Origin of the sequence: Clostridium sp. AM27-28 (genome assembly GCF_003480955.1) — a bacterium.
GTDB lineage: Bacteria > Bacillota > Clostridia > Lachnospirales > Lachnospiraceae > Otoolea > Otoolea fessa.
Window position 1 is genome coordinate 242,024 of record NZ_QUJT01000003.1, and the last position, 24,624, is coordinate 266,647.

Sequence of the window (24,624 nt, forward strand, 5' to 3'; positions counted from 1 at the left end):
ATTCCGCGGTTTAGAAGGTCCGTGGCAAAAGTCCGACGGAACCGGTGCGGATGAACGTTTCCAACGCCTGCCTTTTTGCCAAGATTCTTTACAAGATACTGCACTCCCGCCACCGTCATGCGGCTGTATGGCTTCTTAGCTGACACAAAGAGCGGCTTGCTCGCCAACTCTTCCATCGTTAACCCTTCTTTACCCATCCGCCAGCGTAGATAGCGATAGAGATGAAAACACGAACCGTCTGATATATACAGATGGCGTTCTTTCCTGCCCTTTCCCATCACTTTAAACTCCTGCTTATATAAATCAATATCGCCTATATTAAGGCTGCACAGCTCCGACACGCGAACGCCCGTGGCATATAAAAACTCTATGAGCGCCCGATCCCTCGGACGGACGCAAGCCATTCGAAGTGCCTCCAACTCCTGTGCCGAAAACGCCTTTTTGATAGTGCTCTCAATACGTAGCGATTCGATACGCGCCACTGGATTATCTTTAACAAGATTCTCTTTTTGCAAAAATGTCCAAAAACTATTGAGGTACCGCATCCGCCCCTGCAGCGTAACCATACTGATTTTGTTCCGTTCCCGGAGCATTCCAAAGTACCAGCGCAGATCCATCGTAGTGATATCCTCAATATTCTTTCGCAGCGCGTTACGGCAATTAGTGATCTCCCTGATGTACTGAGCCAATGTATTGTCTTGCCTACCTGACACTTTTTTAGATGCCACAAATAACCGCATCTTTGCGGTGTCGCTGTCGGTGCCGGTCGCCTGGAGCTCATTCTTCTCTTCTACTACTCTCACATCGTGGAAATTGATGTACAGGACATTCTGCAGCTTGTCCAACTGCTCTTCATCCAAGCAATTACTCATTGCATTTACCACATTCATCAATAACTCTTCTACCATATAAAAATCTCTCCTTTCTGACACTTTTAAGGTACCAAAACGGAGAGATTCTGTAAAATTTTCTTTATGAAATTGTTATTTCAAGATGCCACATATATGTCAGTTAAAACGGTTCCATAGTGTCGGTAAACTTTAATTGAGCCCCAGGAGTTGATCAGTAAAACGCTTCCTTTAGCATTATCGTATTTATTGATAAGTCCGATCCATGCCTCGGCAGAATTTCGGTACAGAAGTGCAGCTACACCAGTTTTAAAAGTATTCCAATTAGCATACATGTCATTTTTTATGCCGTTACTGTCGTTGGCACTGACAGTATGAAGAGCATTGGTAAATAAGGCCTCGCTATTTAACTGAGCAACCGCATTCTCTGCCGCCACCAGCCTTTTATCCAGCGCCGCTCCCTGCGTTCCCGCCAGAACGGTGGAGGCATCCGTTGCCAGAAGGTTGTTTACAATCTTATTTTTGTTGATGAGCTCATTCATAACCTTATTGGCGATCGCGTCAATCAGCGCCTGCGCGGTACTCTCCCCTAAGGCACTCACTACCAAACCGTATGTATCGGTAGCCTTGACTTTCGCGGCGGTACCCCCTGCTGCCGCCAGCTCATCAATGCTGACACCGTATTCTTGCAGCGCTGATTCAATTTTATTCAAATGTTCTGCATCAATATCCGGTTCGCTGTTGTCTACCCATTTTGTTGGATCGTAATTGTGTTTATCATTCATTCCCATATTGATTTCTCCTTTATTCGAATTTTATGCTATGAATTTTAAACCAAGCATACTTCTCATATTTTGTCATATATACATACAAGGAAAGATATACCGTTCGTGAAAAAGATGATACATCCACCCGAAGACTTTCTATTTGATCACCATCATGAGCTCCATCACCACTTACAGCGGTTGGCGCCGTATATTTAGTATCTCTTCCCAACGTTGTTATTCCCAACAAATTTTTATCTCCGAGAACATCCAATCGCCCCCCACTTCCATCATCTGGATCAAACGTAGTTAAAAACGGCTTCATATAGCAAGTATTGTATGCTATCGCTTTCAAATAAACCGTATATTCAATTATTAATGTTTTCTTTCCCGTTATATCGACAGGATTAAATCTACAAAATTGCTCTGTCAGCCGACCATCTGGCGCTAAATAAATGTATTTTTCTTCGTATGTAGGATTTACTGTATGAGAACCACTATATGATCTAAGTGTTTTTATACCCTGCCCCGGGCCAAACGTCCCCCGATAATACAGCGTATACGGATCATTCACCACAAACCCTTTCCAGGTTCCCGGTCCGACTCCGCCGACGTATTCCCCTTCTTTGATATTCTCCGGCACCAGATTGCTCAGCTTGGGAACGATGATGTTTCCACCCATATAGACCCCTTTTGTTGGAATCTGCTGTTCCTTACTGGTCGGATAGATTGTATAATCTCCCATTGCCGGGATATTCTGCGTAACCTTTCCTCCACTGTATTTTCCTGCCGGTATTGACGCTGTTCCATTCAAGGGAAGGGAAATCGTAGGGGAACCCCTATCAGGCATTGTACCTACACTGATAGCGCCATCTGGACCAATGAATTTTTTCTTTTCCAATACCATTTCCGGTGTCGCTGTCAGCGCATCAAAATCTGCGCTCTGCACCACCATATCCAGCAATCCATCCACCGTTACCCCTCCTCATCTGGAAATCCTTGATAATTTCCCGTAATATCTCCGATTTGAACCCCGTACTTTATCACTTCTGGTCGTAGGTTCTCCACCGACATAAGAACTGCATTACTCTGCAGGTATTTTCCTTTTACATTTACAGTAATTCCACCGCTGCCTGGATCAATCTGCGGACCATCCTCAACTGGAATCCCTGACTGATGGAAAGAATCCGTACCAGCATGATATCCAGCAGGGATGTTGTAAGTCTCATTGACGGTCATTGACTTATCAACCGCCGTTATCCGTTTCATCGCTCCCATCTGCGCTTCCTTGCTGTCAGCTCCCAAGAACCTCTCTCCTTCCAGGACATCCCCCGATACCGCGGTCAAATCCGTATTATCCACACCGGCACCATGCTTTAACAAAATTCCATCAGCCATGTTTTACCCCTTTCGCCGATACTGTAATATCTGTCATTGGCTTTTTGCTGTAACAATATGCCGTTACATCACCGTTTCCCGATGCAATCCGGTCTACGTAACCCCATGCAAGTTTCTGGGCTTCTACCGTCACATTTGACAGTGTGCCGGTCAAGCGCAAACCATATACGGGAATATCTTTTTCTTTTATTCCTGCAAATGTAACCTTCTGTGTGTATGGCGCTGTATCGCTCCATCCGGAACTCTTGAACGTCAGAAGCGCCTCTCCTGTCAATGCATCTGCCGTTTCCGAAACAGCTTTAACCTTTTCTGTGATCTCCTCTTGAAACGAATCACTCCCCGTCCGCAGCTCGTTCACGGCCTTATTGGTTGCATTCACATCATCTGCCGAAAGAATATCCCCCTCCTGCACATAGGTAGTTACATCATCCAGAGAAATTGTTCCATCATCATTATTGGTCATATGATATTTTCGTTTTCCAGAAAAGATATCATTTTTATAATCCGTCTTTAAATTCATATTGTCACGCTCCTGTTCCCTAATGCCTTGCCACTTCCCAGCCTGAAGCTTAAATGCTGCATTCCCGGTGAAGAGGTTTCAATCAATGTGCCAATATCATAAATAATTCGTTCGATCGCATTTGCCTGATAAATGGATGTGTATGTAATTCTTTCCGGCGTAAGCGGTGTACTGTCTGGGGTATAATAAGCCGCCCGGATAGCTGCTATATTATCCCGCAGGCGCTTCATCTCTTTCTCTGTCCGGAAGTCATTCATTTTCCAATTCAGCTTATTATGTGTCATATTTTTATAGCTATACCGATTCAGCACATAAGAAACCCATTTTATAGCCCCCTCAATACGGTTCAAATCAGAATAATCAATATACGCTTTCCACGTCAGGTTATCTAAATCTTCCTGTACCCGGTCAAATATCAAACTGTCAAGAATCTCACTCATGTATGCTTATCCTCGCTCTTATTCCTGTTGCAAAACTCGGATCAATGCTTTCTATTACTCCTGTGCGGATGCCGTCGTAGCCGGTGTCAATCTGCACTTTCTGTCCCAACTGCTTGTCCTCTTCCAGAAGCACATCGCCAACAACGCTCTCTGCCCGCTGGTAATATTCATAAATACGTTCCAGTGCCGCCGGTCCATTTTCTGGATTTATGAGAGTTGCATCCGTTACCTCTTTAATATTTTTGTTGTAAATAATATCCGGATTATCTTTCGATAACTGGGATGTCGAATGACCGTATTTTTTCCCAGTCAGTGTAATAACGGCTCCTGTTCCTGTTATGATCGCATAATTGGCTCCACTCTCTTCCAAAGCGCCGCCGAGGATCGAGAGGCTATGATGCGGTTCCGAAAATACAATCTCCGCGGTTCCATTCAGTGCTTCCTTGTATAGCTCTTCCTCCTCATCCGTCTCCGCATAGCTGTGAACGGTCAGCCGGATTCCGGTTACTATGTCGCTATGCTCCAGGGTCAATCCATCAAACGTGTTCGAATTATCAAAAATTCCCGTTACTTCCTGTGGCTGCGGATAAATCCGCACACAATCTCCGTAAGACGTGTCTACGATCGCACCAATGGCAAATGCCACCTGCACCAGCGCATTTCGCTTGCTCGTATACGGAATGTACCCTGTCAGCGTAACATCCTTATAGGACTCATCCAATGTATACCCAAAATCTTCCCCGGCAAATATTTCTTGCAGTACCGTATCTACTTTCACAGCCGAGCAGATCCCTCCATGATATTCATTACCATCCAGAATCCCCAGTGCATCGTGTGTGTCCATATAATAATCGACCCGGTTCTTTCTGGCGCCGCTCTTCAAATAAAAATTCCCCAACAAGCGGCCGTCGAAGTACAATCCCAATCTCTGCTTTTTCTGCAGATCGAACGGAATATTATTCTTAGCCCGAACAGTAAATGACAGCGTATTAATGCTGATACTCTCTGAAATCGCATTGATCTCCTGCAAGCAATCCGTTTCAAGCAGCTCATCCGAAAGGAAATCACGATAGATTCCGTAATCGATGCGGGTCAGGAACACCGGGCGGTATGGTTTTGACGTACTTTTGAATGTCAATACAATCTTGTTGTACCGCAGCACATAATTACTGCAGAAATATCTCGCACTGTCCGGCTCGAAATCCTTATCTGAAAGCAGGATATCATCTGCATACCATTTAATATTGAGCTTCCGCACATAATCTCCCGACAGCAAATTGAACGTAAGAAGAATACCTACACTTGAAAACTTCCCGTTGAAACTGATCGTCAGTGCTGGCATATCCATCCAGGTACTTCCGCCAGGTGCTGGGTATAGAAATGTTCGCGGGTACAGCCCTTTTTGAGGTGTGAGCCCTTTTCTGCTATATCTCCATCCAAAATTACCGTCCGCATCCGACCATTCATCCGAAATATATCCGTAATCAACTGCCGGAGCTGGCATATTGATATAGTTTCCATCCAGCAGCGAAAAGCCAGGATAACAAAGCGCGTAACCGGGATAGGTCAAATCATCCCGGCGTAGATCCAAGAACTCTCGTTCTACGGTTGTCGCTGCCGGCACCAACCCCGCCCGCGGGAAAAGTCCTTTATGAGGGCGCAATCCTGCTTTTACAATCTGCGGAGTGCTATTTTCTTTCGCATATGGCGCCACATCATCATATACGATTTTCAATCCTTCTCCCATCACGGTCTCCTTTTCGGTTTCATGGCTATAAAATTCAGCGACAGACCCGACCATTTATTGATATGTCCGTTATCCGTCTCCTGCATCTTCAAACTATCATCTCCGCTGGTTACATACGCCTCAAACTCCAGTGTCTCCTGCCCATACGGAAACACCATATGATGAGAGGCTTTCGGCGCTGACACGATCTCATAAAAACTATCGTAATCAGCCCGATTGCTCCGATCCGGATCCAGCGTCAGCGTGTAATTGTAAAAGGTACCTGCAATGTCCCGATACATACTGTAATCTTTCAACCGCCCAGAATTATCCGTATCGGTTACTTTGAAAGAGCGTTTCAGCTCTTTAACCCATAACCGAAACGTCATTCCGTCAATCTCAAATACTCCATTTCCAATCTTAGGCATTCTGTTGCACCATCCTTACTCCTACACGCTGTCTTTCCTGATTGTTCGCCTTATATACTGCACTGGCAAATCTCTGCCCGTTCAGTATCAAATCTATATGAATATCTCTTCCGCCGCCGATTGCCCCAGATTCCTCCAGTGCCTCTTTCAAAGCCTGTTTCATCGTGCTAAGCGGAGATACCACCTCAGTTTCCCGTTTATTGTCTCCTAAGATAGCAGCGAACTCACCCGCTCTCGGCGGTACCACCGTACCAGTTGCCAGACGAGGCATCCTGAACGGTGCGCTCGCGTAAGAAACTGCCCGGTTCGCATTCTGATATGCAGATGCTGTATTCGGTCGGCTGTTTCCGCTTCTGGAATTTGCACTGCTCACAATACTGGAAATTCCCAATCCTGCGATTCCCGCAACCGCCATCGCCACACCAAGCATCACATAATTGGAGGTCAACGCTCCGATCGCCGCTACCACCAATGCAATCGCACCAGCTACCGCGATGATCTTCGTCGCCAGCCGCTCTCCTGGTGTCATTTTTGTCCACGCCTGAGCCACTTTCATTGCCAGCCCTGCAACTGCTGTCAGAACCGTCACAATCGCCAAGAATTTGATATTGGTCGTTGCCAGAACGCCAATCAGCTTCCCAAGATTCGCGATCATCAATCCAACATGAGAAACCAGCGTTGTGACCGCCCATGCCGCAAAGAACATGATTACAACCTCCGTAAGCGCTTGAATCGTACTCTTATGCTGAGATGCCCAGTCTGAAAACCTCAAAAGCGCCTGCGTAAGCTTCTGGAGTGCTCCGATGATTAACTCACCTGTCCATTGCCCAATCGGCTGGAAGAAATCATTCCACATCCAGTCGAATGTCGGTTCTGCTGCCATGAGCACACTATGTAATGCCGTCAGCGCCGCCGCTATCAGGTCAAATACCGCCGGAAGCCCTGATTCAAGCCCCCATTTTGCCAACGGGAGAAGGCATTTATTCAATAACCACAGCAACGCGTCGCCAATGTCTCCTACCACCGGTCCCAGTGCCGCCAAAACTGCATCAAAACTGGTAAGTAACGGAGAAAAGTCCAAATCTGCCGACCAGTCTTTCATACTCTGCGATGCATCACGGAAAAAGCCTGTGATTTCTAAAATGATATCTCCCAGATGCCGCATGATGTTTGTGCCGGTATCGCCTGCCACCCATGCTGCATCCAACTGTGTAGCCAGATTAGCGACCGTCCATGCCAGGTTGGCAACCGTAATCAGCAGATCATCCGTGATACGTTTCCCATATCCTTCCATATTCCAGACCTGCATAAAGGAAGCCCCGACATCCCCCGCCAGCTGCTTCATCGCCGTAAAAGCCGCTTTAACAGCCTCCGTCACTTCCGGACCATTTTCTTTCCACGACTCTTTCAGCGGGTCAAACAAATCAGAGAATGTCTTTTTTATATCCGCAGCCAGATCCTTCATTTCATTCGGAACTTCCTCCGTTTTGAACATCTGATCCGGTGTTGGTCCGACATAATCTTTTGTATCGTTGCTGTTCTTCTGTGCCTGTATCAGCTCATCAAAGCTAAACAGCAGTTTTTTATTCAGTTTCTCTTTATCCTTTAACTGCTGGTTGCTCTCCTTCAGGGCAGCGCCGTAATCTTCTTCTACCTTAACTGCCCGTGTATACGTGTCCTTGCCAGTCAAAGCAGCCGTCAGCTGTGCCGCCCACGTAACTGCTTCCGACAAAAGTGAAATCATTTTTGTCAGTGCCGGTGCCGCATACTCGATCGCCGGAGAAAATGCAGTTGCAAAACTGTTTTTCAACTGGGTCAGAGCAGACACCAGCATAGAGAGCGCCCGATTTGTATCATCCGAATACTGCGCCAGGTTATCCGTACCCGACTTTAACCCCGAAGCAACTGCAGATAGTGCACGGAACACCGTTGAAAACATCAGGGACATCATCAACATCCGTTTCATGCTCATCCGGGCGCCACCCGCCGATTTCTTGGTATTATCCAAGGATTTATTCAGTTTCTTAGTCTGCTTTTCAGATGCCTTTGCGCCGCTCTGGTAACGGCTCAGTTCTTCCCTAAGCTTCCTTATTTTCCGGGCGTTGCTGTCATATTCTTTGTATCCCGGCCCTACGCCCGCTTTTGACAGTTCCTTTTGTCGTGCCTCCAGGGCAGCCAGTTCCTTATTGAGGGACACGATGCGTCGATTCGAAATTTTAGCATTCTTACCGATCGCCGAAAGCCGGGCAGCTTCCTGAGCGGCGGCGGCTTCCTTTTGCCGCGCTTCCTCCAGCCTCTCATTCACGCGCCGCTGCGCTTCTTCCTGCTTCCTGGCTGTTTCTGCCTCTTTCTGCCGCTGCTCATCTGTCTTAAACAGTTCTTTTTGATAATCTGCAAGTGAGTGCTGGGCTCGTTTCAGCGCGATCGCCGTCGCATCAAACGTCTCATCTCCGAAGCCCTTTCCGCTGTTGCGTAATTTCATCAAATCTCCGGTCAGCTTCTCGATCTGGCCTTCCAGGGTGCTCGAATTAAACAGTTTCGCATCCGGTGTCGGGCTTACAATTTCTCTTTTATAATCCTTTACCGCCTGCAGAAGTTTCTGATATTGCAAATACTTCTCATCATATTCGCTGTCTCCAAACCACTGTCCTTTCCCTTCGAGCCCCTTCAACTGCTCTTTCAGTGTTTCAACCTGCTGCTTTAATTCGTTCGTGTACCGAGATGCCTGTCCGGCTCCGTTCATATAGTCATCGATGAACTTCTGAACAGAATCCCCATAATCATGAAACTGCGCCGATGCGCCGTCCAGTGCCTGTTCTATCTCATTAATTCCGGCATCAAGCCCATCTTTCCGGATCGCCGTATCAATTACTATGGTTCCGTCCGCCATCTATCAGTACACCCCCTTAAATAACGCATCGACCGCTGCCTCTTCTGCCGCAATCCGTTTCTGTTCTTCCTCCGATGTCTTATTTTCCAAAATTACAAGTGAACGATGTTCATGAAGAAACTCTTCTTCCCATTTTTCTAGCTTCTTCCCTTTTGCACGCTTCTGGCGTATGGCAAGAACCTGCGAAAAGGTCCCTTCATCTATTTCGTCAAAATACCCCGCAAACGTCCACCAATGCGTATAGCGTTGGGGATTTCTCAGCTCATATCCTGCCACCTTATTAATCGCCGAAAAAATCATGGATGCATCCTGCTCCCAATCCATGACTCTGGGACCAGCCTTTCCATCACTTCGTTTCCCGCAATCCAGATACCAGTACGCCCGTTCTACGGCTTCATTCAGGTACTCCTCCGGTGGAAGCTCTACAAACAGAATCTCCATCATTACCTGGATTTTGTTTTCCTCCGGCAGCTCTGGATCATTGAATGCCTCCAAGATATCCAGAGCCGGGCGGAAATCTGTCCGAATTTCATACATTCTCCCGCCAACTTCCAGCGCCTGCGGAAGATCCCAGGTAAACACTATTTTACCGGGGCAATATAGCCGCCCGGACCCGTTTTGTATTTCTGCGTGTATTTCTGAACATGAGCCTGCACCGCTTCCAGCTTTACATTTCTCTCCTGCTCAATGATCCCCTTCACGGCGTTCAGCACATTCTCAACAAAGAACTGCCCGCTGTCCAGCATCGTGAACGGGGAGGTAATCGAAAAGAAGCTTTTCGCCACCGGCGCATTAAACAGATAATCCACCTGTTCTCCGATACGCTTATCCAATTCCATTACATAGGAAATCGGTGCATCTTTTTTCCCCTTGATCTCCTCGGACATCTGCTCAAAAGCAGAAACCGTCTCATCATAACGCCGGATAAGATCGAAATCAGATGGAATAAATTTGAACTGTCCCAAAAGTTCCCCACGCATATTCGTAATATCGTATACCTTACTGCCATCATCAATCTGAATTACATTTCCCATCTGTTACACCTTTCCTTATTCTCCTACCTTGGCATCATCCCACGTGAGAGCGCCATCCGCGATCGTGACAGAACCTTCCTTCCGGTTTCCATCAAAATGAATGCTGAACGGGATCTGAAAGCCCGATGTATTGCCGCCGTACTCTTCCGGCTTCACCACAACATCCTCTTTCCATGCCCTGTGTTTTGCCGCTGCGGTATCCTCTACAATCACTTCCAGAATCGTTGTTCTGCAATCATCACCCTTTAACCGGTTCATTGCCATATCTCGCAGTTTCGGATAAATCGGATCGGTCGGATCCGCATAGTAGGTGGTCGATTCGATCGACGGTTCATAACCGTTGTCCTCAACATACGATTCGTCCCAGACATTCTTATTGGATGAAACATCCGGATTCAGATTAACGCTTAAATCATCGGTGTACTTTCCCAGTCTCCACCATTTAGGCGTTCCAGTACCACCAAATGCCGCATCCAGAAATGTTCTGTAAGCACCTCTTGTTAATTTGCTCATAACGTCCTCCTTCTTGAATAAAAAAAACAGAGCCTCAAATCAAATTGATCCTGGCTCTGCGTCATGCGTCTGGCTCTAATATTTCATTACTGTATCGTACAGATACCGGAAGAACCCAATCCTGTACACCATTTTCCTGCGGTTCCAAGCCATATGCATTTTCCCGCACAATTCTTGTTATCTTTCTCTCTTGGGAGAGCTTTGGATATTCAGTCAAACGATATTCTTTATCATTTAACACAACCTTTTCCCGGCAGAGCCATTTTCCAAGCCCGTCTAGAAAGCTCTGAGCCGATAGTTTACGTCGTTCCCGATCGGATGCCGTCCGGTATACAACATAGAACGGAAACTGACAGGTTTGAAAGATGTTCCCTATCACATCCTCATTCTCCTCATAAATCAAGGCACCGCTGTCCGCTGAAAAAGCAATTCCTTTGTCTTTTTCCAGCTCTTCAAACTTAATCCGTTCTCCCTGTGGCAGACCCGGATACTGATTCAAAAGCTCCCGGATCGCCGCCGTCAGTACCTCATAACCACTCGCATCTGTTCCTATCGGTTGCAATACATTAGCCACGTTTACCACCTCCCGCTGTTTCTTTTACCAGGTGAATCCATGCCTTTTCATCTGCCTTCTTGGCTGCTTCAAACCACTTCGCTTGCGCTTTCGGATGCGCCTGCTTCGTATATTCCAGCCGTTCCTTTGCCCGTGTCTTTCCGCCATATTGGCTGACCAAAACCTTCTTCGCTCCCCTACGCGCCCAGGGGCTGCCGGTTTGCTCATCTACCATGCCTTTTCCTTCATACAAGAATCGCCCCTGCGGACCATAGGCAGCATATACAACACCGCTGCCTTGCACCGCCGCACTAGCCGCGCGGGTTGTATTTATAAAACTTCCGGTAATCATCGGCATAAATGGAACCATACTTTCCATAACAGCCCCATCAAGCTGATATTGTGCCCTCTGAAACTGTCGCTTAAACCGCGACATATCCAATGTTATGTGAACATTTCCCTTAACGGTAGAGAAGCTTTTCATAGCACCTCTTTTACTCCTTCTGGCGATGTCGTCCACCTACTTTCCTAGAATTTCAAAGTGCGGGATCAGGCTGTACGGTCCGCCCACACTGGATATCTTAAAGCAGTAATCCCGTTCCGCATTCAGATACTGATAAAAACCATCCGGGTAATCAGCATCATTCACGGCACCTGCCTCCCATTCTCCAGCCATGAAAAAATCATCACTGCCAAACGTGATACTGGCTGCCCTTTCTTCCACCTCCTGCCTTTTCCAACTCTTTGGCGGAAGCCACGGAAGCAAGAGTCCTGCTGCCGTCCGGATCAGCTTGCTACCATCCTGCTCCTGGTATTCAATATGAAGCTGTGCGTTGTCCGTACTGCCTGGACCATATTTTTTCAAGATTGCACCCCGATCCATATTCAAATCTACACCCGATAAGACATATGGGTACCAGATGGCTTCGTCTGATGACTCGTAACAACAAAATACTGTAACCGTATCACTATACATAATTACCACCCATCACATACCGCCTCCTTGAATTTATCGCTAAATGCCCGCACCCGGACAATATTTCCTTTGCACTCCTCCGGTACACTGCCGTAAAAGATGATTGTCTCCGGATGTAACCGCTCAACCATCGCCGCGTACCCAGATAAAAACAGACTTCTTTTTTCTGCACTGTTCACGCATCCGACCGAAGAAACCGCCACCGTTCCGCCCTCTGGTTCTCCATCAAAACACCAGTCATAAGAATCCGGCATACTCCACGATATTGTTGGAATCACGTGACAACCATATTCTTGCAGATATGCACCAATCCAATGCTTTCGGTAATGATTGTATATCTGGATAGCTTTAGGGAAATCGGTGTAGGTGCTAAAATCTGGTGTCAAGATATACTGGAATCTACTCAGCTTGTCCACATACCTGTCTGGATTTCTCCATAGTGCGTCAAACTGATAATCATCTAAGAAGAAATGAACAGTTTTCTCTTCTGGATTGTTACATTTGCCCCTAGCGTAATTGAAACCGATAAATTCACAGTTTCCCTCGAATACCTCAGGCTCTATCTGTGGTATACCGTATTCTCCAATGCCAGGAAAGATGCGACGATTCAAATTTTCGTATGCAATACTGTTTGATTTATTGGCCATTGTTACCTACCACCAGAGAACCATGCGGAAAATTTTTTATCATTATTTTTTTTCCATCTATCATAAGTTGTTGTCGTTCTTATTTCAAGTCTTCTTTCTCCTGATTCCTGGACTTGTTTTTCTTTCTTTTTTGCTTCATTATTTTTTATGGTTTGAATCACTCTATCAGAAGTTCGATTTGCATAGAATACATGTCTTCCGTTGTTCATACCTTCAACAAGAGTATTCCCATCTCTTTCATGCATTCTTATGACATCCATTTTTAAAGCAACTGATTCGTTAATTGCTTTAGCATTTTTGTATGAGTAGTTGCCTTCACCTGCTTTGGCATCTCTTTGCACACCCTTAAATTTGCTATTTATTCCATGCTGAAGCATTTCGCTTTTGATTTTGTTTGACAGTGCAATAGAGCTACCACCAGTTTTTAAATTACCGCTACCACTTCCACGTCCACCCATATTTACCTCCGTATAACAAAAAAGAGACACCACATCATTTCTGATATGATATCTCTCATTCGGCAAGCGTTCGGAGTTGAACCGAACTCTCCTCCATCAAGGCGTAATCACCAAGGTATACGACACTTGCTGGCAAAAAGCATCCCTTTATGGGAATCATGTGCTGATCACACTGTTTTTGTTCGTTTAAACTAATGCTTTCTGTTTATATGATTGTACCATATCTGTTTTACCCTCTCAACCATTTTCTTTTCAGAAGAAGTCAAGTGACTGGCTCCTTTAGCACTATCATTTTCATTATGATAGTATCCATGATGGATATGAGGTTGCATCCCCTTGTGTTTATGGTCGAGGTCAATTTGTTTTGCTCTTTTATTTTGTCGGTCGTAATATATGATTTTCAGAAGATCATTTCCGCCCACTGTTGCATATACACGACCTTTTGTCTGAGTTTCAAACAGGCTTTCTGAGTGCCTGTCATTTGCTTCCACAAATTTTATGTTTCCGCTTTTCAAGACGGTGTGATACTGGCTGCCGTAAGAATTACCCTTATCGCTTATACCGCTCGAAGCGCCTCGTCCGCCCATTCAACTACGCTTTCTTGCTCTGTTTGTATAACTGGTTCACGCCTGTTGCCGCCAGACCATTGAACATACCGACCGCCACCGCCGTGATGTAGTCCGTCGCCGGGAAATCTGGAATAACTCCCATTCCAGCAGCCCCCAGAACGCCGCCGACTACCGCCATGATAACCGGAATCCATTCATCCGGCACTTTCTTCGCAGCCTTACAGCCAAGACCCACGATATAACAAATCATAACGATCGCCACACACGATCCTAAAGTTGCAATATCCATTGACTCATCCTCCCTTTAATTTTCAACCAACCTTTTACTGTATCATATTCCAGCGTACAGAATTGGTATCCCATCGTCTGTTCTTACTCCCATCAGCAGCGGAAGCGCTGTTTTGAGGAGCAGATCATTCGTTTTGCTCACATCCCCCGCAGCGGCATAGAGAGCGCTCCACTCTTTCGCGGCGCTTCCGAGCTGCTGAGGGGTCGCATAAGAAATTGATTCCGTTCCAGCGGATCGGGATGTTATCACACCCGTTCTGTTATCAGCACCACTCTCGCCCGTTGAAACTCCCGAAGCGACTATCTGCATAGCCTGTTTCTCTGCCTGCTCTATCTGATACAATGTTTCTGAAAGAGCGCAGACTGCCTTCTGAATACGTTTCTGGGTTCTCTCATCACTCGGCAGACCGTCAACCAAACGATCGAAAGTTACTGTATCCAGCCAATCCGATGCCCGCTCCGAAAGTCTGGGAAAATCTGCTTCCGGCACGACATTGCCGAAATAATTTTTTCCATAAAACTCATAATCTGCATATGCCATGCCGGAACCTCCTTAACCTCTGGTTTTAATCTGTGCGATCGGGATCGCTTTCGACGGGAAATACTTTGTTCCGGAACTTGCATTATTATTTGCAAGCTCCCAGTTTGAACCAGTTGATAACTGAGCATCCGTCGGGGAGACAAACGATGGGCGTTTGAAGCTGATTCCATACGGAGAAAAAATCTTTCTCTGGCGGGAATACAGGGTATCTTCGCCACCGTTGGTTTTCGGATTACGATCCATCTCATACGGATATTTTACGCCACAGTTTGTATATTCAATTGCACCCGCTCCCAGAACATACGTTGTATATACCGTTCCTGCCGAAAGGAGTTTTACATAATCTCCCTCTGCCGCATCCGGAATATCAGTCGAAACCGTTGCTTTCTTGATTTCACCCGTTCCTGTTCCGTCTGTGGTTACTTTCAGTGCGCCTGGATCCGTCTGTACTGCCTTAACATACTTCGCTTCGACTGCCTCTGTCGGCATATTATCATCAACCAGTACGGTTCTTCCGTTCAGTGTAGCCATCGTAAGATCTCTTTCAACGCCATCTTTGTCGGTATACTTCATATACGCCAGAAGCTTTAAGTTCTCCAGATCCGTCGCGATTTTGGAATGCATAATTGCCAAACTGAATTTCGCTTTATTGTCTCCCAGTGCCTTCTGAATTGCATTATTCAGAGTGATCTCCTTAAATCCGCACTCCGTTGCATTCTCCGATACGTCATAGGTATGAGCGGTAACAAACTTCACATTCTCGGTTCCAGTCATACCAAACACACCTTTCAGCGTTGCTAACAATGTAGCCTGATCCACGTCATCCCAGTATTCCGCAACCTCTCCCGCTGCTGGAAGGAAATCTTCTCCGGTAATATCCGATGAAAAATCTTTCTCGGTCCATCCGTGAGCACGACCCACTACGATACGCCCCTGCGTGTACGTATCACGGGAATCCGACTTGATATCCGTCGAACCATCGTAGTTATCCGCTGTACCACCGATGCGTGCCTTAATCGGTACGGTAATATAGTTTCCTCCTGTCTGATCCGGGAGCATTGCCGCATACTGGCTTTTCTCAATAACTGCACCGGATTTCAGCAGCTGGTTTCTGTTGAGGTTCGGAACCGTATCTACATACCGCCCAAACACTTCGCCATTGAAATTTTTTAAATCAAATAATGCCATTGTTTATCCTTTCTACCTTCATCTTGGTTTTGTTTGGTTTACGTACTATCAGGCGTTCATAAAAGAATCGATATCAAGGTCTGGATTCTCATTTTTCATCCGCATGACCTCTGCCATCGTGTATTTATGTCCGCCCTCCGGTTTGCTTTTGCCGGCCGGAGCCGTAAATCTGGCGCTGTTTGCCTGCGCCTTATCTACAAAGATTCCTGGCTTCTGCTTTCCATCGGCATCCGTTACCATACCCTTGAAAATATCGCCGATGGACTTTCCCTTCGCCGAATCCTTATCCAGCTCCGCCATCAGTGCATCCCTGAAATGATTTTCAGTGATATCATTCAGGAAATGATACTGTCTCTCGCCCTTTTCATCCGTAGAAGAAAGAAACGCATTGACTGTCTTTTCCACTTCCACTTTGCGGGCGTCTTCTGCTCTGGCTTTCTTCTCATCCGCCAGCTCTGAGGTAAGGGTCTGAATCTGTCCTTTCAAATCGTCCACATCGACATCCTTAAAACCATCCAGCTTTTCCTGTACCTGCTCAAGAGACGTTTTATACTCATCTCTTTTTTCTACCGCCTTGTCATAATCTTCCTTGGTGCTGTAATTTTCTTCCATCTTCTTTTTCAGATCGGCTTTTTTGTCCTCAGGAATCTCGACTCCCAAGCCCTTAAGGATCTGCTCATAATTCTCCATTCTCATCCTCCTTAACGCTGAAACATATGGTACTGGACCGTCAGGGACTCGAACCCCGGGCCATCCGGTTATGAGCCGGGTGCTCTAACCCACTGAGCTAACGGTCCTAAACCGGCACAGGCCGGTTAGCATTTTCTTTCATGTGCTATGCTTGGCACAACAGGGGGTACAAATGATAACGTATGTGCAACTTGCGTTGCAAGTGTGCGCCGGAAATTGCATCCGCTTTTCAACCTCTCCCCTAGCTGGGGATTTCTTTTAAGGGCGCACACAAACATGAAAGGAGTCTACCCAACATATAGAAAACGCAGAGTCTAAACTTGTAAGAATTTCTTACTCGTTCGGCTCTGCGTCATGCGTCTGGCTCTGAATATAAAAAACATTCCCTTTTACAATATCTACAATGCTCTGGTTTTTACATACCGGGCAAAATACTGGAAGATTTACCGCTTCCGTATCTGGCCGAATTTTTGTCCGGGTCTTGTTGCCGCATATTCTGCAGCATACCCATCCATTCTTTATCATTCTTCTCCCCTCCAACATACTGCCATTTTATCATGTTTTTCCCCAATCCATTCCCCCCACGTTTCACATCTCTACAATTACTTTTTATTGATTTCTGTCATCATATTCTTTTCGCATTCTGATACCGTCTTGCCGCTCCTCTGGCTTTTGCCGCCTGTTCCCTGCTCCATCTGGCTATTTTTAAACGCTCCGAAAGGGGGCGCAGATTATTGTATTTGCAAAAGTCTTGATAGACTCTGTTTTGCTTTTGCAAGAGAAATGACTTTCGATCCAGCTCCTGTTGCAGAACAGCCCTTGCAGCTTCATCTTGGCATTTTTCAACTGCCACTTGCATCCCCATCACAGCGCGCTTTGTTTTTCGAACACGGCGCTCCAGCTCCCTTTGACGTTTTTCCAATTTTTCCATCCGGACATTATCCTCCGTCTGAATGTCTTCGTATGGATTATGAACACCATCCCCACAGCCAAAACTATGACGGCAGTTCCAACCGCACAGCCCTTCTCCTGTTCCGTACCCCGTTTGCGAAAACGGAGGAAAGCGTTTGTCTGTTCCACTCCTGCTATAAAACTGCCCCTGCCACCACAAATGATTACCAGGATTCTGCCCGCCGTCTCCGGTTCTGGCTCCAATATGTGCAGATACTAGAATAATATCCCAGTCCATTTCTTCCATGCGCTTCAAGGATATGTCCCCGGTTGCCTGGGCGATCCCGGTACGAACCGCCCGTGCTGTCGCTGTTTCTAGTGTATCTGTATGTCCGGTTGGGTATTTTACTGCCACGCCTGCCGAAGCAACCTCTTCAACCGCTTCTTTGACTGCCTGCGTATACGCCACTGCTCCAGACATAACGCGGTTGTACGCCTTATCACATTCCGTGATATAGAGCCGTTGTGCTTCTTCTGCCGTCGTGCGGGTGTAGTTTCTCCATTCACCCAACGATGCGTTCATATTCCGCTCCATCAACCGAACCAACGCTGGAGACTCCCACAGTGGTACCGTAGACAGACCGGCAGCACTGTATATCAAATCATCCGCTTCCAGCGCTTTCACTCCCGCCTCTTCCATTGCCGAACGAATCTCTTGTATTTGCTTCCCTGTGTACAGAGAAAGCTCCGCCGTTATATTCTCCAGCAACTCCCCAGCATCCTGCAAGATCTGGATCCGCCAGCGGTCCGCCGAAGTCAGCAGATATTTTTCTCCTCTGCCAATGCGTTCCATCATCCGCCCCACAATGGCTTGTACAATATAATCATGCAGCTCCGAAGCGATCTGTTCACTTCCTTCCGCAATCGCCGCCAAATATGCCGGTCTAAGCATTGCCGCCCTCACTTCCTCTATTGCATCCTTTTACTCTTCCCCAAACAGCGTTGGTTCTTTTGGCTGTGCTTCCTCTACCATTGCTTTCGCATCCTCTTCGGACATTCCTTCAAATTTCTGGAAGTAGACCCATGCCGGCACTTTTCCTTGCATAACATACTGCCACCAGCGCGCCCGGTCCTCTTCACGATTGTAGGTTATGTCTCCGAAGTCATACGTCACTTCATACAGCCCAGCCGGTGCCAAGCCGTTCAGGTCCGCATACACACTCAATGCATAAATCGCACCATTCAAGCAGTCCTGGAGCTTGTCCCGCATATCTTTTATCAGCTGGATCGTCCGCCGGTCATCCGCCTCCACCTGCGTTGCCGTTACCATTCCTGTTTTCTCGTTGAATACGAAATATCCGTTGCTGTACCCGACTTTATAACCTATCTGGGACAGCAGGGCATTAATACCAGAAAGACGTTCTTCTGTGTTAAGCTGCGGATTGATTTCCTGGTAGAAATCCTTAGAATCTGAACCGAACACGTTTTTCACATAGTGCGGCAGCTTCATTTCCTCCCGCTGCTTTTCCAATTCAATCGCCGTTCTGCCCTTGATATTCATTCCATCCGGCATCATCAGGCGATCGTCTGCCAGCACAATTTTTTCACTGTCAAATATCTCCCCGGCATTCCGGCTGTACGCTACATCCAGATCGCGCAACTCCTCGATTGCTTCCACATACATTGGCAGTCCCATTGGAGAAGATAAATCGATGTTGTTTGCCTGCGGTGTACGGAACACGCCAAACATCGGGCCATCCAGCCGCTCCCCGTTTGCTTTCAATATTGGTGGTGTATCCTCCATCATATCCGCCCACTTGGTTTTTTCCAATGCAATCTTTTTCCCAATGTCATCTGCCGATTTGGAAACGTATGCTCGATTGCTGATATAATACGGACACACACGTTTTCCGTCCTGCCATACCTCTACAAAGCGATGATACTCAAGCCTTGTATAAAATTTATCCCCTTCCGTGTGTGTATCACGGAAAACCAGTCCTTTAATGCTCTGGTTATCATAATCTACCAGAATAACATCTTCCGGCGTAAATATGTCCAGCCCTTCCCCGTTCGGCTTTACAAACAAGGTTCCGTAGGCACAGCCAAATTCAACCCAGTGACGAATCTGGAAATACACCTTATCAATCTGCTCTTGCAGCCAATTCGCCCGCGCGCTACCCTCAATCTGGATCCCGATTGCCAAGGTTGTCAGTCTGGCAGTCTCTGAACAAATTGACTTAGCAAAGTTCACAGTCCGGATTCTGTTATTTTTACTAAGCCACGGAGGTTTTCCAGCATAAATACCCGCGCAGCATTTCAGCTCTCGATCCATCTCCGGAGATACTACGGACTTAATCTTAAACTCATCCTCTGCCTGTTTCTTGAAAATCATCCCTATCCACCTTTTTATTGTCTCTATTAATCCCATCTATTTTCACCCATACAACTATGCACTGTTTCCTCTCCGGTTGAACAGAGGTTCATATGCGTAACGCAGCGCTGAAATCGCATGATCGTCCCTGTCCGGATAGCCGCTTATTATATTTCCTTCCTTATCCCGGTCATACTCATAGCGGGTAATCTCTCTATGTGCGTTCGGTGTCCGGTTCGGGTCAATGACAATTTTCTTTGTCTGCAAAAACTTAAATCCGTATTCAACACTGCCAGGCCCCTTCTCCGCCCCGCGGGCAGGAAGACCCGCGTCCCGGAAATCATTGATTGACTTCGGCTCGGCAGAATCACATATCATAACGTAGTCATCGTACCCTTTTTTCTTGATCCATCCCGCCGTTTTGGCATTGCTCCACTTCGTCACATAGAGTTCGTCCAAAAGATAGATTGTTTCCCTGGCGGCATCGTAGTACGTCCGCAGATAGCAAAACGAATCCGGGTACCATCCGAAGTCTACACCGCAGTAGAGTCGATCCATATGACTGATTTCTTCATCTGTGATTGCCCGCACCTCTACAAATTCGAATACGTTGCCTCCATTTCCGTTCGCATGACCCATATACTCATTCTCATATGCATCCGGATTTACTTCTTTCAGATGCTCGGCGTCGTTCACAAACTGTTCGCCCAGCCATTCCGCCGGGACATCTTTGTAAGTGCTCCGGCAGACCAACGCCTCCGGATCCTTAAACTCCGCCTCCTCCACATACTGATTCGCCCAGTTTATTTTACTGCGCGGCGGGTTAAAGGATTTAAAGCTGTATGCCTCATCACCGCCTCGGATGGCGGACTGCTGAATACTTCTGACCTCTTCCGGTCCCGCAAACTGATCCAGCTCCTCCAGCCAGAGAATACCGATATATCCGAACTCCGGCTTAATCGATTTAATTTTCAGCGGATCATCTGCACCTCGGAAATATATCTTCTGGCCAGTTGGCATATACGTGATTTCAAACGGGGATGTCTTAAACCGAAACTCCTCTTCCAATCCCAGCTTCGCGATCGCCCATTTCATTTGAGCGAACACAGAATCTTTTATCGTATTCCCCACCTTGCGGAGAATCAGCGCGTGCATACTTGGATGATTCTTTATCAGCTCCGGAATTATACACGAAATTCCCGAGGACTTGGTCGAACCACGCCCACCGGGAAGAATATATTCTGTATGCTTTCCACGTCTCACATCGCGAATCAACGGATGGAATACATCCGCAATCACATCCAAATCAATGTGGTATTCTCCCGCGGCCCTGGCTTCCTCTTTTGCTTTGCGAAGCGCTTCCTGCTGCTCCTTGATGGATAACGCCTTTTCCAAATCGTTCGCAGCCTTTAACCGATCCGCTACGGAGAGATCCAGACCAAACTGATCCTTCTCCTCCCCACGCACCACTCTGCTCCGAAGCTCCTGGATCTCTTTCAGCGTACAGATGCGGTCGGAATCTATTTTCTCCTGCCGCTCGGCTATATAGGCGGCTATCTGCGGCTTTTTCAGGTTCTCCGCTCCCATCGACCCCGCCGCCCGTTCCCTGTATCCTGCGTCCCGCGCCGCTGCAGAAGCATTCCCTCCATTCTCTATGTAATTATCCGCAAAAGCTTTCTGCTTCGGCGTCAGCTTCATCTATCCACCCTCTTCCATCGTACATTCCCTTCTCCAGCTCAAGCCCAACCCTCTAACTGCGTCCAGATTTCTCGAAGCGTCATGACAATATCAATCTGCGATGCCGTCCGGATAATCTCATAGTCCTTCATCCTCCATTCTCCCCTCCGGTTCTCCTGCAACACTGGCGTTGTCAGTGAATACATCGTAATCATACGGTTCTGGTCCTTACTATGAAACTGACTTGTCCCAATCTTCACAACCAATCCCGTTCTCACGAGAATTGCCCTTTGGAGCTTTCGCATCGCCATATTCAGATTCATGTCTATCACTTCCCCTATTTCTGGCATTCTGCCATTATTTTATCATGGCGGGGTGGGAGGGGTTCTCTGCACGTTTGGATTTTTGGGGGATAGATCTAAAAAGAGTTGTTGCTAGCCTTTCCTATCAACAACTCTTTCATCATAGAATTTAAATATAGCCTCTTTTTATAACAAAATTATTATTTCTTTTTCTTATTTGCAATTTTTCTATATTTCTTACCCTCTGGATATGCCAAATCCCAAACTTTGTCCCCTAATTCAACCATTTGTTTATACATAACACCAAAATCTTCCGCATACTGAGACCATACTTCCATTAAAATATATTCATCTTTTGTTTTTTGATATTCATTAGACATTTCTCTTATCTTTGGTGCTAAACCATAATAGATTTCATCAATTTTATATATAATTGAAGCTTCCTCTTTTTTTAAATGTATCCATCTATATTTCCTTGGTGGATGAATATTTTTAAATTCCAAAAAAACTTCTTCATTTGGGAACATAAGCGATGATAGTAGCGAATACAACTTTGAATAAAAGTCCTTAAATCTTTCAAAAAAAAGTGTTCTATCACGTTCTCTATCTTTAATTCTATATAATTGTGTTACAATTATACTACTAATAATCCCACTTATCACTCCTATAATAAGGCTATATTCAATTTCATTCCAACTCATTTTTGTTTTCCCTCGTACACTACACTGTCAATAAAACATATTATGTTATTTTATAAAAAACTCATGACATATCATACACAAATTAAAGCATACATCATCTGATATATGCTTTAATCATCCATAGGCTCTTTAGCCATCTTTAAAATCTTTCTCGCAAAAAAACTTACAATAGCAACCAAAATCAATGTTCCAAGTACGAAATAAACTGTAGGATATTTTGATAAAAAAGCATACGCCACATTGCTAAATCCTTCGCATTTTATGTAATACGCCCAACATGAGAAAATAAGCACAGATATTAGCACAAAATCGCACCACCAAATCAGCGGATACTTCTGAACCAAATTTGCATTTATGTTTTTTGAAGATTTTATATTTAACCCTGTTAATTTTGCTACGAAAAACATAAAAACAAACACCAAATTCATGATACAAAAACACCAAATCGTTCCAACTATCATAAGTTTCGTAACTGGAATATCCTTTACACCTTCAAAGATATTGTCTAACGAGCTAATACCCCCAAACACAATAAATGACAACGCAGTAAAAATAGCAACCAATGAAATTAATTGTCCATTAACTTCTTTTGACAATTTATTTCCCTCAACTTCCATTTTTTTGCTCACTATTTTTGTGTAATCTTCATCCGTCATTTTAAACAATGCCATCTGTCGTTTAGCTAAATTCATGTGATCCCATAACTTTAAGGCTGTTCGTTTAGTTCTCTCATACGGATTTCTTTGATATTTACGATCTGTTTTCCACGGATGATCTATTTCAAATTGGTTACCATACATATAATTAATTACACTGTCTAAATTTGTTTGCATTATTCCAAATTCTTCTTCTTTATCCAAAGAAAAGATATAATTTGTAATATTAGTGTACAGCAGCCTATCTTCTTTTATGATATAATCATGCAATCTATCGAAAAAAACATTTGCTTCAAATTTTTTCGAATCCTTAAGCAGCTCATTACACAAATTGTCAACCGCCGCTTCCATTTCTTGAATATAATTTGAGGTTGAATCCGATTGCTTTTTTGTATCTTTATTCCATTCAATCATTTCTATTCCTTTTCAAAATATTGCTGTATATCTTCTTTCTCAATAACATTATTGCAATATTTTTCATATGCCTTAACCCACGGATCTTGATTATGTGTAATTTCCACTAAAGCAGATGCTGTATAGTGTGCACATTGATCTACCATTTCATTAATTATTTTTCTGTCTTTTTTTAATATCAGCTCATCCGCATTCATGCATACAGCTCTAGGAATATCTGCACTACCGAAAATTTTGAATTCATGATATACCTCTGGAACAACTGGTCCAAAATCCCATGCCTCTATTTCTTCGCTAAAACATGGTTTACCTGTATTAACAAGGAATTCCGCTTGAACAAAGTATAAAATCTTTTGTAATTTCAAATTACTAATCGAATATCCTTGCCGTTTGCAATACCAAATAATGTACCTTGCAACATCCACTGCGCTATACATAACATATCCCTCCTGCTCATAAAGCAAAAAACTTGAATATAATCATCCTTACATTCAAGTTTTTCATTCTCTATTAACCTTATGATAGCTATAGTATATGTCATATTGCACAAAAAGTCTATTGACATTTTAGATAGTTTTTGTGTTGATTTTTCGTCTTTTTTATTTTTTTACTTATAAAGAAACCTCCACCTCCCCATTAGAGGTTCCCTGTATATCCATTTTATTCTGAACTTTTCCTACGCGAACCTCAGCTGCCCGCCCGCATCCTCGCCCAGACGATCCGCGCGGCAGTTTGGCAGCCTTTTCGCAACGCATAACTCTTTCAGATTCGCCCGCACCAGCGCCGTAGGTATCGGCGGGCACACAGCATTTCCACAGCGCCGCACCTGCTCCGCTCTCGGATAAGGCTTCCCGTCGCAGTCCCGGTCGATGATGTAGTCATCCGGGAATCCCTGACAGCCGTACAGCTCTTTCGGTGCCAACATCCGCAGTCCGATATCCACAATCTGGTACTCGGTGCCATATATGGTTACCAGCCCGAAACGATCCTGCGCTGTGATAGTATCAAGCGGCGCTTTTATATCCTGCCCGGTACCAGTGCCGTAATACTTAGTCAAAAACGCCCGTACCTCTCCAAAATGTCCCGGCGAGGTCGTCACTGTATGTAATGGCTCCCTTATATCTTGTCCGGTACCGCTCTT

General features: G+C 45.5%; 30 protein-coding genes, 1 tRNA gene and 1 pseudogene. All 32 read right to left on the bottom strand.

Going from position 1 to position 24,624, the window contains the following annotated elements:
* On the bottom strand, positions 1 to 908 hold a 908-nt coding region (locus tag DW720_RS05550; RefSeq protein ID WP_243099704.1), incomplete at its 3' end, for a tyrosine-type recombinase/integrase.
* A gap of 80 nt (positions 909 to 988) precedes the next feature.
* Entirely contained in the window at positions 989 to 1,639 is a 651-nt protein-coding gene (locus DW720_RS05555; RefSeq protein WP_118749338.1) for a hypothetical protein, read from the bottom strand.
* 13 nt (positions 1,640 to 1,652) lie between these two features.
* The gene (locus tag DW720_RS05560; protein WP_118749339.1) at positions 1,653 to 2,585 is read right to left on the bottom strand and encodes a hypothetical protein; all 933 of its coding nucleotides are present in this window, start codon (positions 2,583 to 2,585) and stop codon (positions 1,653 to 1,655) included.
* Between the two features lie 2 nt (positions 2,586 to 2,587).
* Positions 2,588 to 3,010, bottom strand: coding sequence for a hypothetical protein (locus tag DW720_RS05565; RefSeq protein WP_118749340.1), 423 nt, complete (start codon positions 3,008 to 3,010; stop codon positions 2,588 to 2,590).
* Complete coding sequence (locus tag DW720_RS05570) at positions 3,003 to 3,530, bottom strand: hypothetical protein (protein ID WP_118491309.1); 528 nt, start codon at positions 3,528 to 3,530, stop codon at positions 3,003 to 3,005. The genes DW720_RS05565 and DW720_RS05570 overlap by 8 nt, the downstream gene beginning before the upstream one ends.
* Entirely contained in the window at positions 3,527 to 3,970 is a 444-nt protein-coding gene (locus DW720_RS05575; RefSeq protein ID WP_118749341.1) for a hypothetical protein, read from the bottom strand. Before DW720_RS05575 ends, DW720_RS05570 begins: the two co-directional genes overlap by 4 nt.
* Complete coding sequence (locus DW720_RS05580; protein WP_243099705.1) at positions 3,963 to 5,717, bottom strand: hypothetical protein; 1,755 nt, start codon at positions 5,715 to 5,717, stop codon at positions 3,963 to 3,965. The genes DW720_RS05575 and DW720_RS05580 overlap by 8 nt, the downstream gene beginning before the upstream one ends.
* Positions 5,717 to 6,124, bottom strand: a complete 408-nt coding sequence (locus DW720_RS05585) for a hypothetical protein (RefSeq protein WP_118523718.1) — start codon at positions 6,122 to 6,124, stop codon at positions 5,717 to 5,719. The genes DW720_RS05580 and DW720_RS05585 overlap by 1 nt, the downstream gene beginning before the upstream one ends.
* Positions 6,117 to 9,014 carry a hypothetical protein gene (locus DW720_RS05590; RefSeq protein WP_118749342.1) on the bottom strand — a complete coding sequence of 966 codons (2,898 nt, stop codon included), beginning with the start codon at positions 9,012 to 9,014 and terminating at the stop codon, positions 6,117 to 6,119. The genes DW720_RS05585 and DW720_RS05590 overlap by 8 nt, the downstream gene beginning before the upstream one ends.
* A 3-nt stretch (positions 9,015 to 9,017) precedes the next feature.
* Positions 9,018 to 9,596 carry a Gp15 family bacteriophage protein gene (locus DW720_RS05595; protein ID WP_279221243.1) on the bottom strand — a complete coding sequence of 193 codons (579 nt, stop codon included), beginning with the start codon at positions 9,594 to 9,596 and terminating at the stop codon, positions 9,018 to 9,020.
* On the bottom strand, positions 9,596 to 10,048 hold the full coding sequence (locus DW720_RS05600; protein WP_118472733.1) for a hypothetical protein: 453 nt from the start codon (positions 10,046 to 10,048) through the stop codon (positions 9,596 to 9,598). Before DW720_RS05600 ends, DW720_RS05595 begins: the two co-directional genes overlap by 1 nt.
* 15 nt (positions 10,049 to 10,063) lie before the next feature.
* Entirely contained in the window at positions 10,064 to 10,561 is a 498-nt protein-coding gene (locus tag DW720_RS05605; protein WP_118472732.1) for a hypothetical protein, read from the bottom strand.
* Positions 10,562 to 10,622: 61 nt separating this feature from the next.
* Entirely contained in the window at positions 10,623 to 11,135 is a 513-nt protein-coding gene (locus tag DW720_RS05610) for a hypothetical protein (protein WP_118472731.1), read from the bottom strand.
* Positions 11,128 to 11,493, bottom strand: coding sequence for a hypothetical protein (locus tag DW720_RS05615; protein WP_243099706.1), 366 nt, complete (start codon positions 11,491 to 11,493; stop codon positions 11,128 to 11,130). The genes DW720_RS05610 and DW720_RS05615 overlap by 8 nt, the downstream gene beginning before the upstream one ends.
* A 141-nt stretch (positions 11,494 to 11,634) precedes the next feature.
* Positions 11,635 to 12,099 carry a hypothetical protein gene (locus tag DW720_RS05620; protein ID WP_347560702.1) on the bottom strand — a complete coding sequence of 155 codons (465 nt, stop codon included), beginning with the start codon at positions 12,097 to 12,099 and terminating at the stop codon, positions 11,635 to 11,637.
* Positions 12,093 to 12,737, bottom strand: a complete 645-nt coding sequence (locus DW720_RS05625; RefSeq protein ID WP_118749345.1) for a DUF4417 domain-containing protein — start codon at positions 12,735 to 12,737, stop codon at positions 12,093 to 12,095. The genes DW720_RS05620 and DW720_RS05625 overlap by 7 nt, the downstream gene beginning before the upstream one ends.
* 2 nt (positions 12,738 to 12,739) lie before the next feature.
* Entirely contained in the window at positions 12,740 to 13,195 is a 456-nt protein-coding gene (locus tag DW720_RS05630; RefSeq protein ID WP_118749346.1) for a hypothetical protein, read from the bottom strand.
* A 191-nt stretch (positions 13,196 to 13,386) separates the two neighbouring features.
* The gene (locus DW720_RS05635) at positions 13,387 to 13,782 is read right to left on the bottom strand and encodes a hypothetical protein (RefSeq protein WP_118491295.1); all 396 of its coding nucleotides are present in this window, start codon (positions 13,780 to 13,782) and stop codon (positions 13,387 to 13,389) included.
* 4 nt (positions 13,783 to 13,786) lie between these two features.
* A complete protein-coding gene (locus DW720_RS05640; protein ID WP_118749347.1) occupies positions 13,787 to 14,053 on the bottom strand; it encodes a phage holin family protein in 267 nt (88 codons plus the stop codon).
* A gap of 42 nt (positions 14,054 to 14,095) precedes the next feature.
* The gene (locus tag DW720_RS05645) at positions 14,096 to 14,593 is read right to left on the bottom strand and encodes a hypothetical protein (protein WP_118749348.1); all 498 of its coding nucleotides are present in this window, start codon (positions 14,591 to 14,593) and stop codon (positions 14,096 to 14,098) included.
* A gap of 12 nt (positions 14,594 to 14,605) precedes the next feature.
* Positions 14,606 to 15,781, bottom strand: coding sequence for a phage coat protein (locus DW720_RS05650; RefSeq protein ID WP_118749349.1), 1,176 nt, complete (start codon positions 15,779 to 15,781; stop codon positions 14,606 to 14,608).
* Positions 15,782 to 15,829: 48 nt separating this feature from the next.
* Positions 15,830 to 16,471 carry a hypothetical protein gene (locus tag DW720_RS05655; protein WP_118749350.1) on the bottom strand — a complete coding sequence of 214 codons (642 nt, stop codon included), beginning with the start codon at positions 16,469 to 16,471 and terminating at the stop codon, positions 15,830 to 15,832.
* Positions 16,472 to 16,504: 33 nt separating this feature from the next.
* Positions 16,505 to 16,578 (bottom strand) — tRNA-Ile (locus tag DW720_RS05660).
* Between the two features lie 226 nt (positions 16,579 to 16,804).
* Positions 16,805 to 16,996, bottom strand: coding sequence for a cysteine-rich KTR domain-containing protein (locus DW720_RS05665; RefSeq protein WP_118523725.1), 192 nt, complete (start codon positions 16,994 to 16,996; stop codon positions 16,805 to 16,807).
* Positions 16,997 to 17,096: 100 nt separating this feature from the next.
* Positions 17,097 to 18,314 carry a phage minor capsid protein gene (locus DW720_RS05670; RefSeq protein ID WP_118749351.1) on the bottom strand — a complete coding sequence of 406 codons (1,218 nt, stop codon included), beginning with the start codon at positions 18,312 to 18,314 and terminating at the stop codon, positions 17,097 to 17,099.
* 30 nt (positions 18,315 to 18,344) lie between these two features.
* A complete protein-coding gene (locus DW720_RS05675) occupies positions 18,345 to 19,754 on the bottom strand; it encodes a hypothetical protein (RefSeq protein ID WP_243099707.1) in 1,410 nt (469 codons plus the stop codon).
* Between the two features lie 54 nt (positions 19,755 to 19,808).
* On the bottom strand, positions 19,809 to 21,431 hold the full coding sequence (locus tag DW720_RS05680; protein ID WP_118749353.1) for a PBSX family phage terminase large subunit: 1,623 nt from the start codon (positions 21,429 to 21,431) through the stop codon (positions 19,809 to 19,811).
* Positions 21,432 to 21,469: 38 nt separating this feature from the next.
* The gene (locus DW720_RS05685) at positions 21,470 to 21,733 is read right to left on the bottom strand and encodes a hypothetical protein (protein WP_118749354.1); all 264 of its coding nucleotides are present in this window, start codon (positions 21,731 to 21,733) and stop codon (positions 21,470 to 21,472) included.
* A 179-nt stretch (positions 21,734 to 21,912) separates the two neighbouring features.
* Positions 21,913 to 22,413: a hypothetical protein gene (locus tag DW720_RS05690; protein WP_118749355.1), complete on the bottom strand. Its 501-nt coding sequence runs from the start codon at positions 22,411 to 22,413 to the stop codon at positions 21,913 to 21,915.
* Positions 22,414 to 22,523: 110 nt separating this feature from the next.
* Positions 22,524 to 23,483 carry a hypothetical protein gene (locus DW720_RS05695; protein WP_118749356.1) on the bottom strand — a complete coding sequence of 320 codons (960 nt, stop codon included), beginning with the start codon at positions 23,481 to 23,483 and terminating at the stop codon, positions 22,524 to 22,526.
* 2 nt (positions 23,484 to 23,485) lie between these two features.
* Entirely contained in the window at positions 23,486 to 23,920 is a 435-nt protein-coding gene (locus DW720_RS05700; protein WP_118749357.1) for a type II toxin-antitoxin system antitoxin SocA domain-containing protein, read from the bottom strand.
* Positions 23,921 to 24,159: 239 nt separating this feature from the next.
* A pseudogene (locus tag DW720_RS05705) lies at positions 24,160 to 24,624 on the bottom strand (DNA cytosine methyltransferase); the annotation flags it as partial.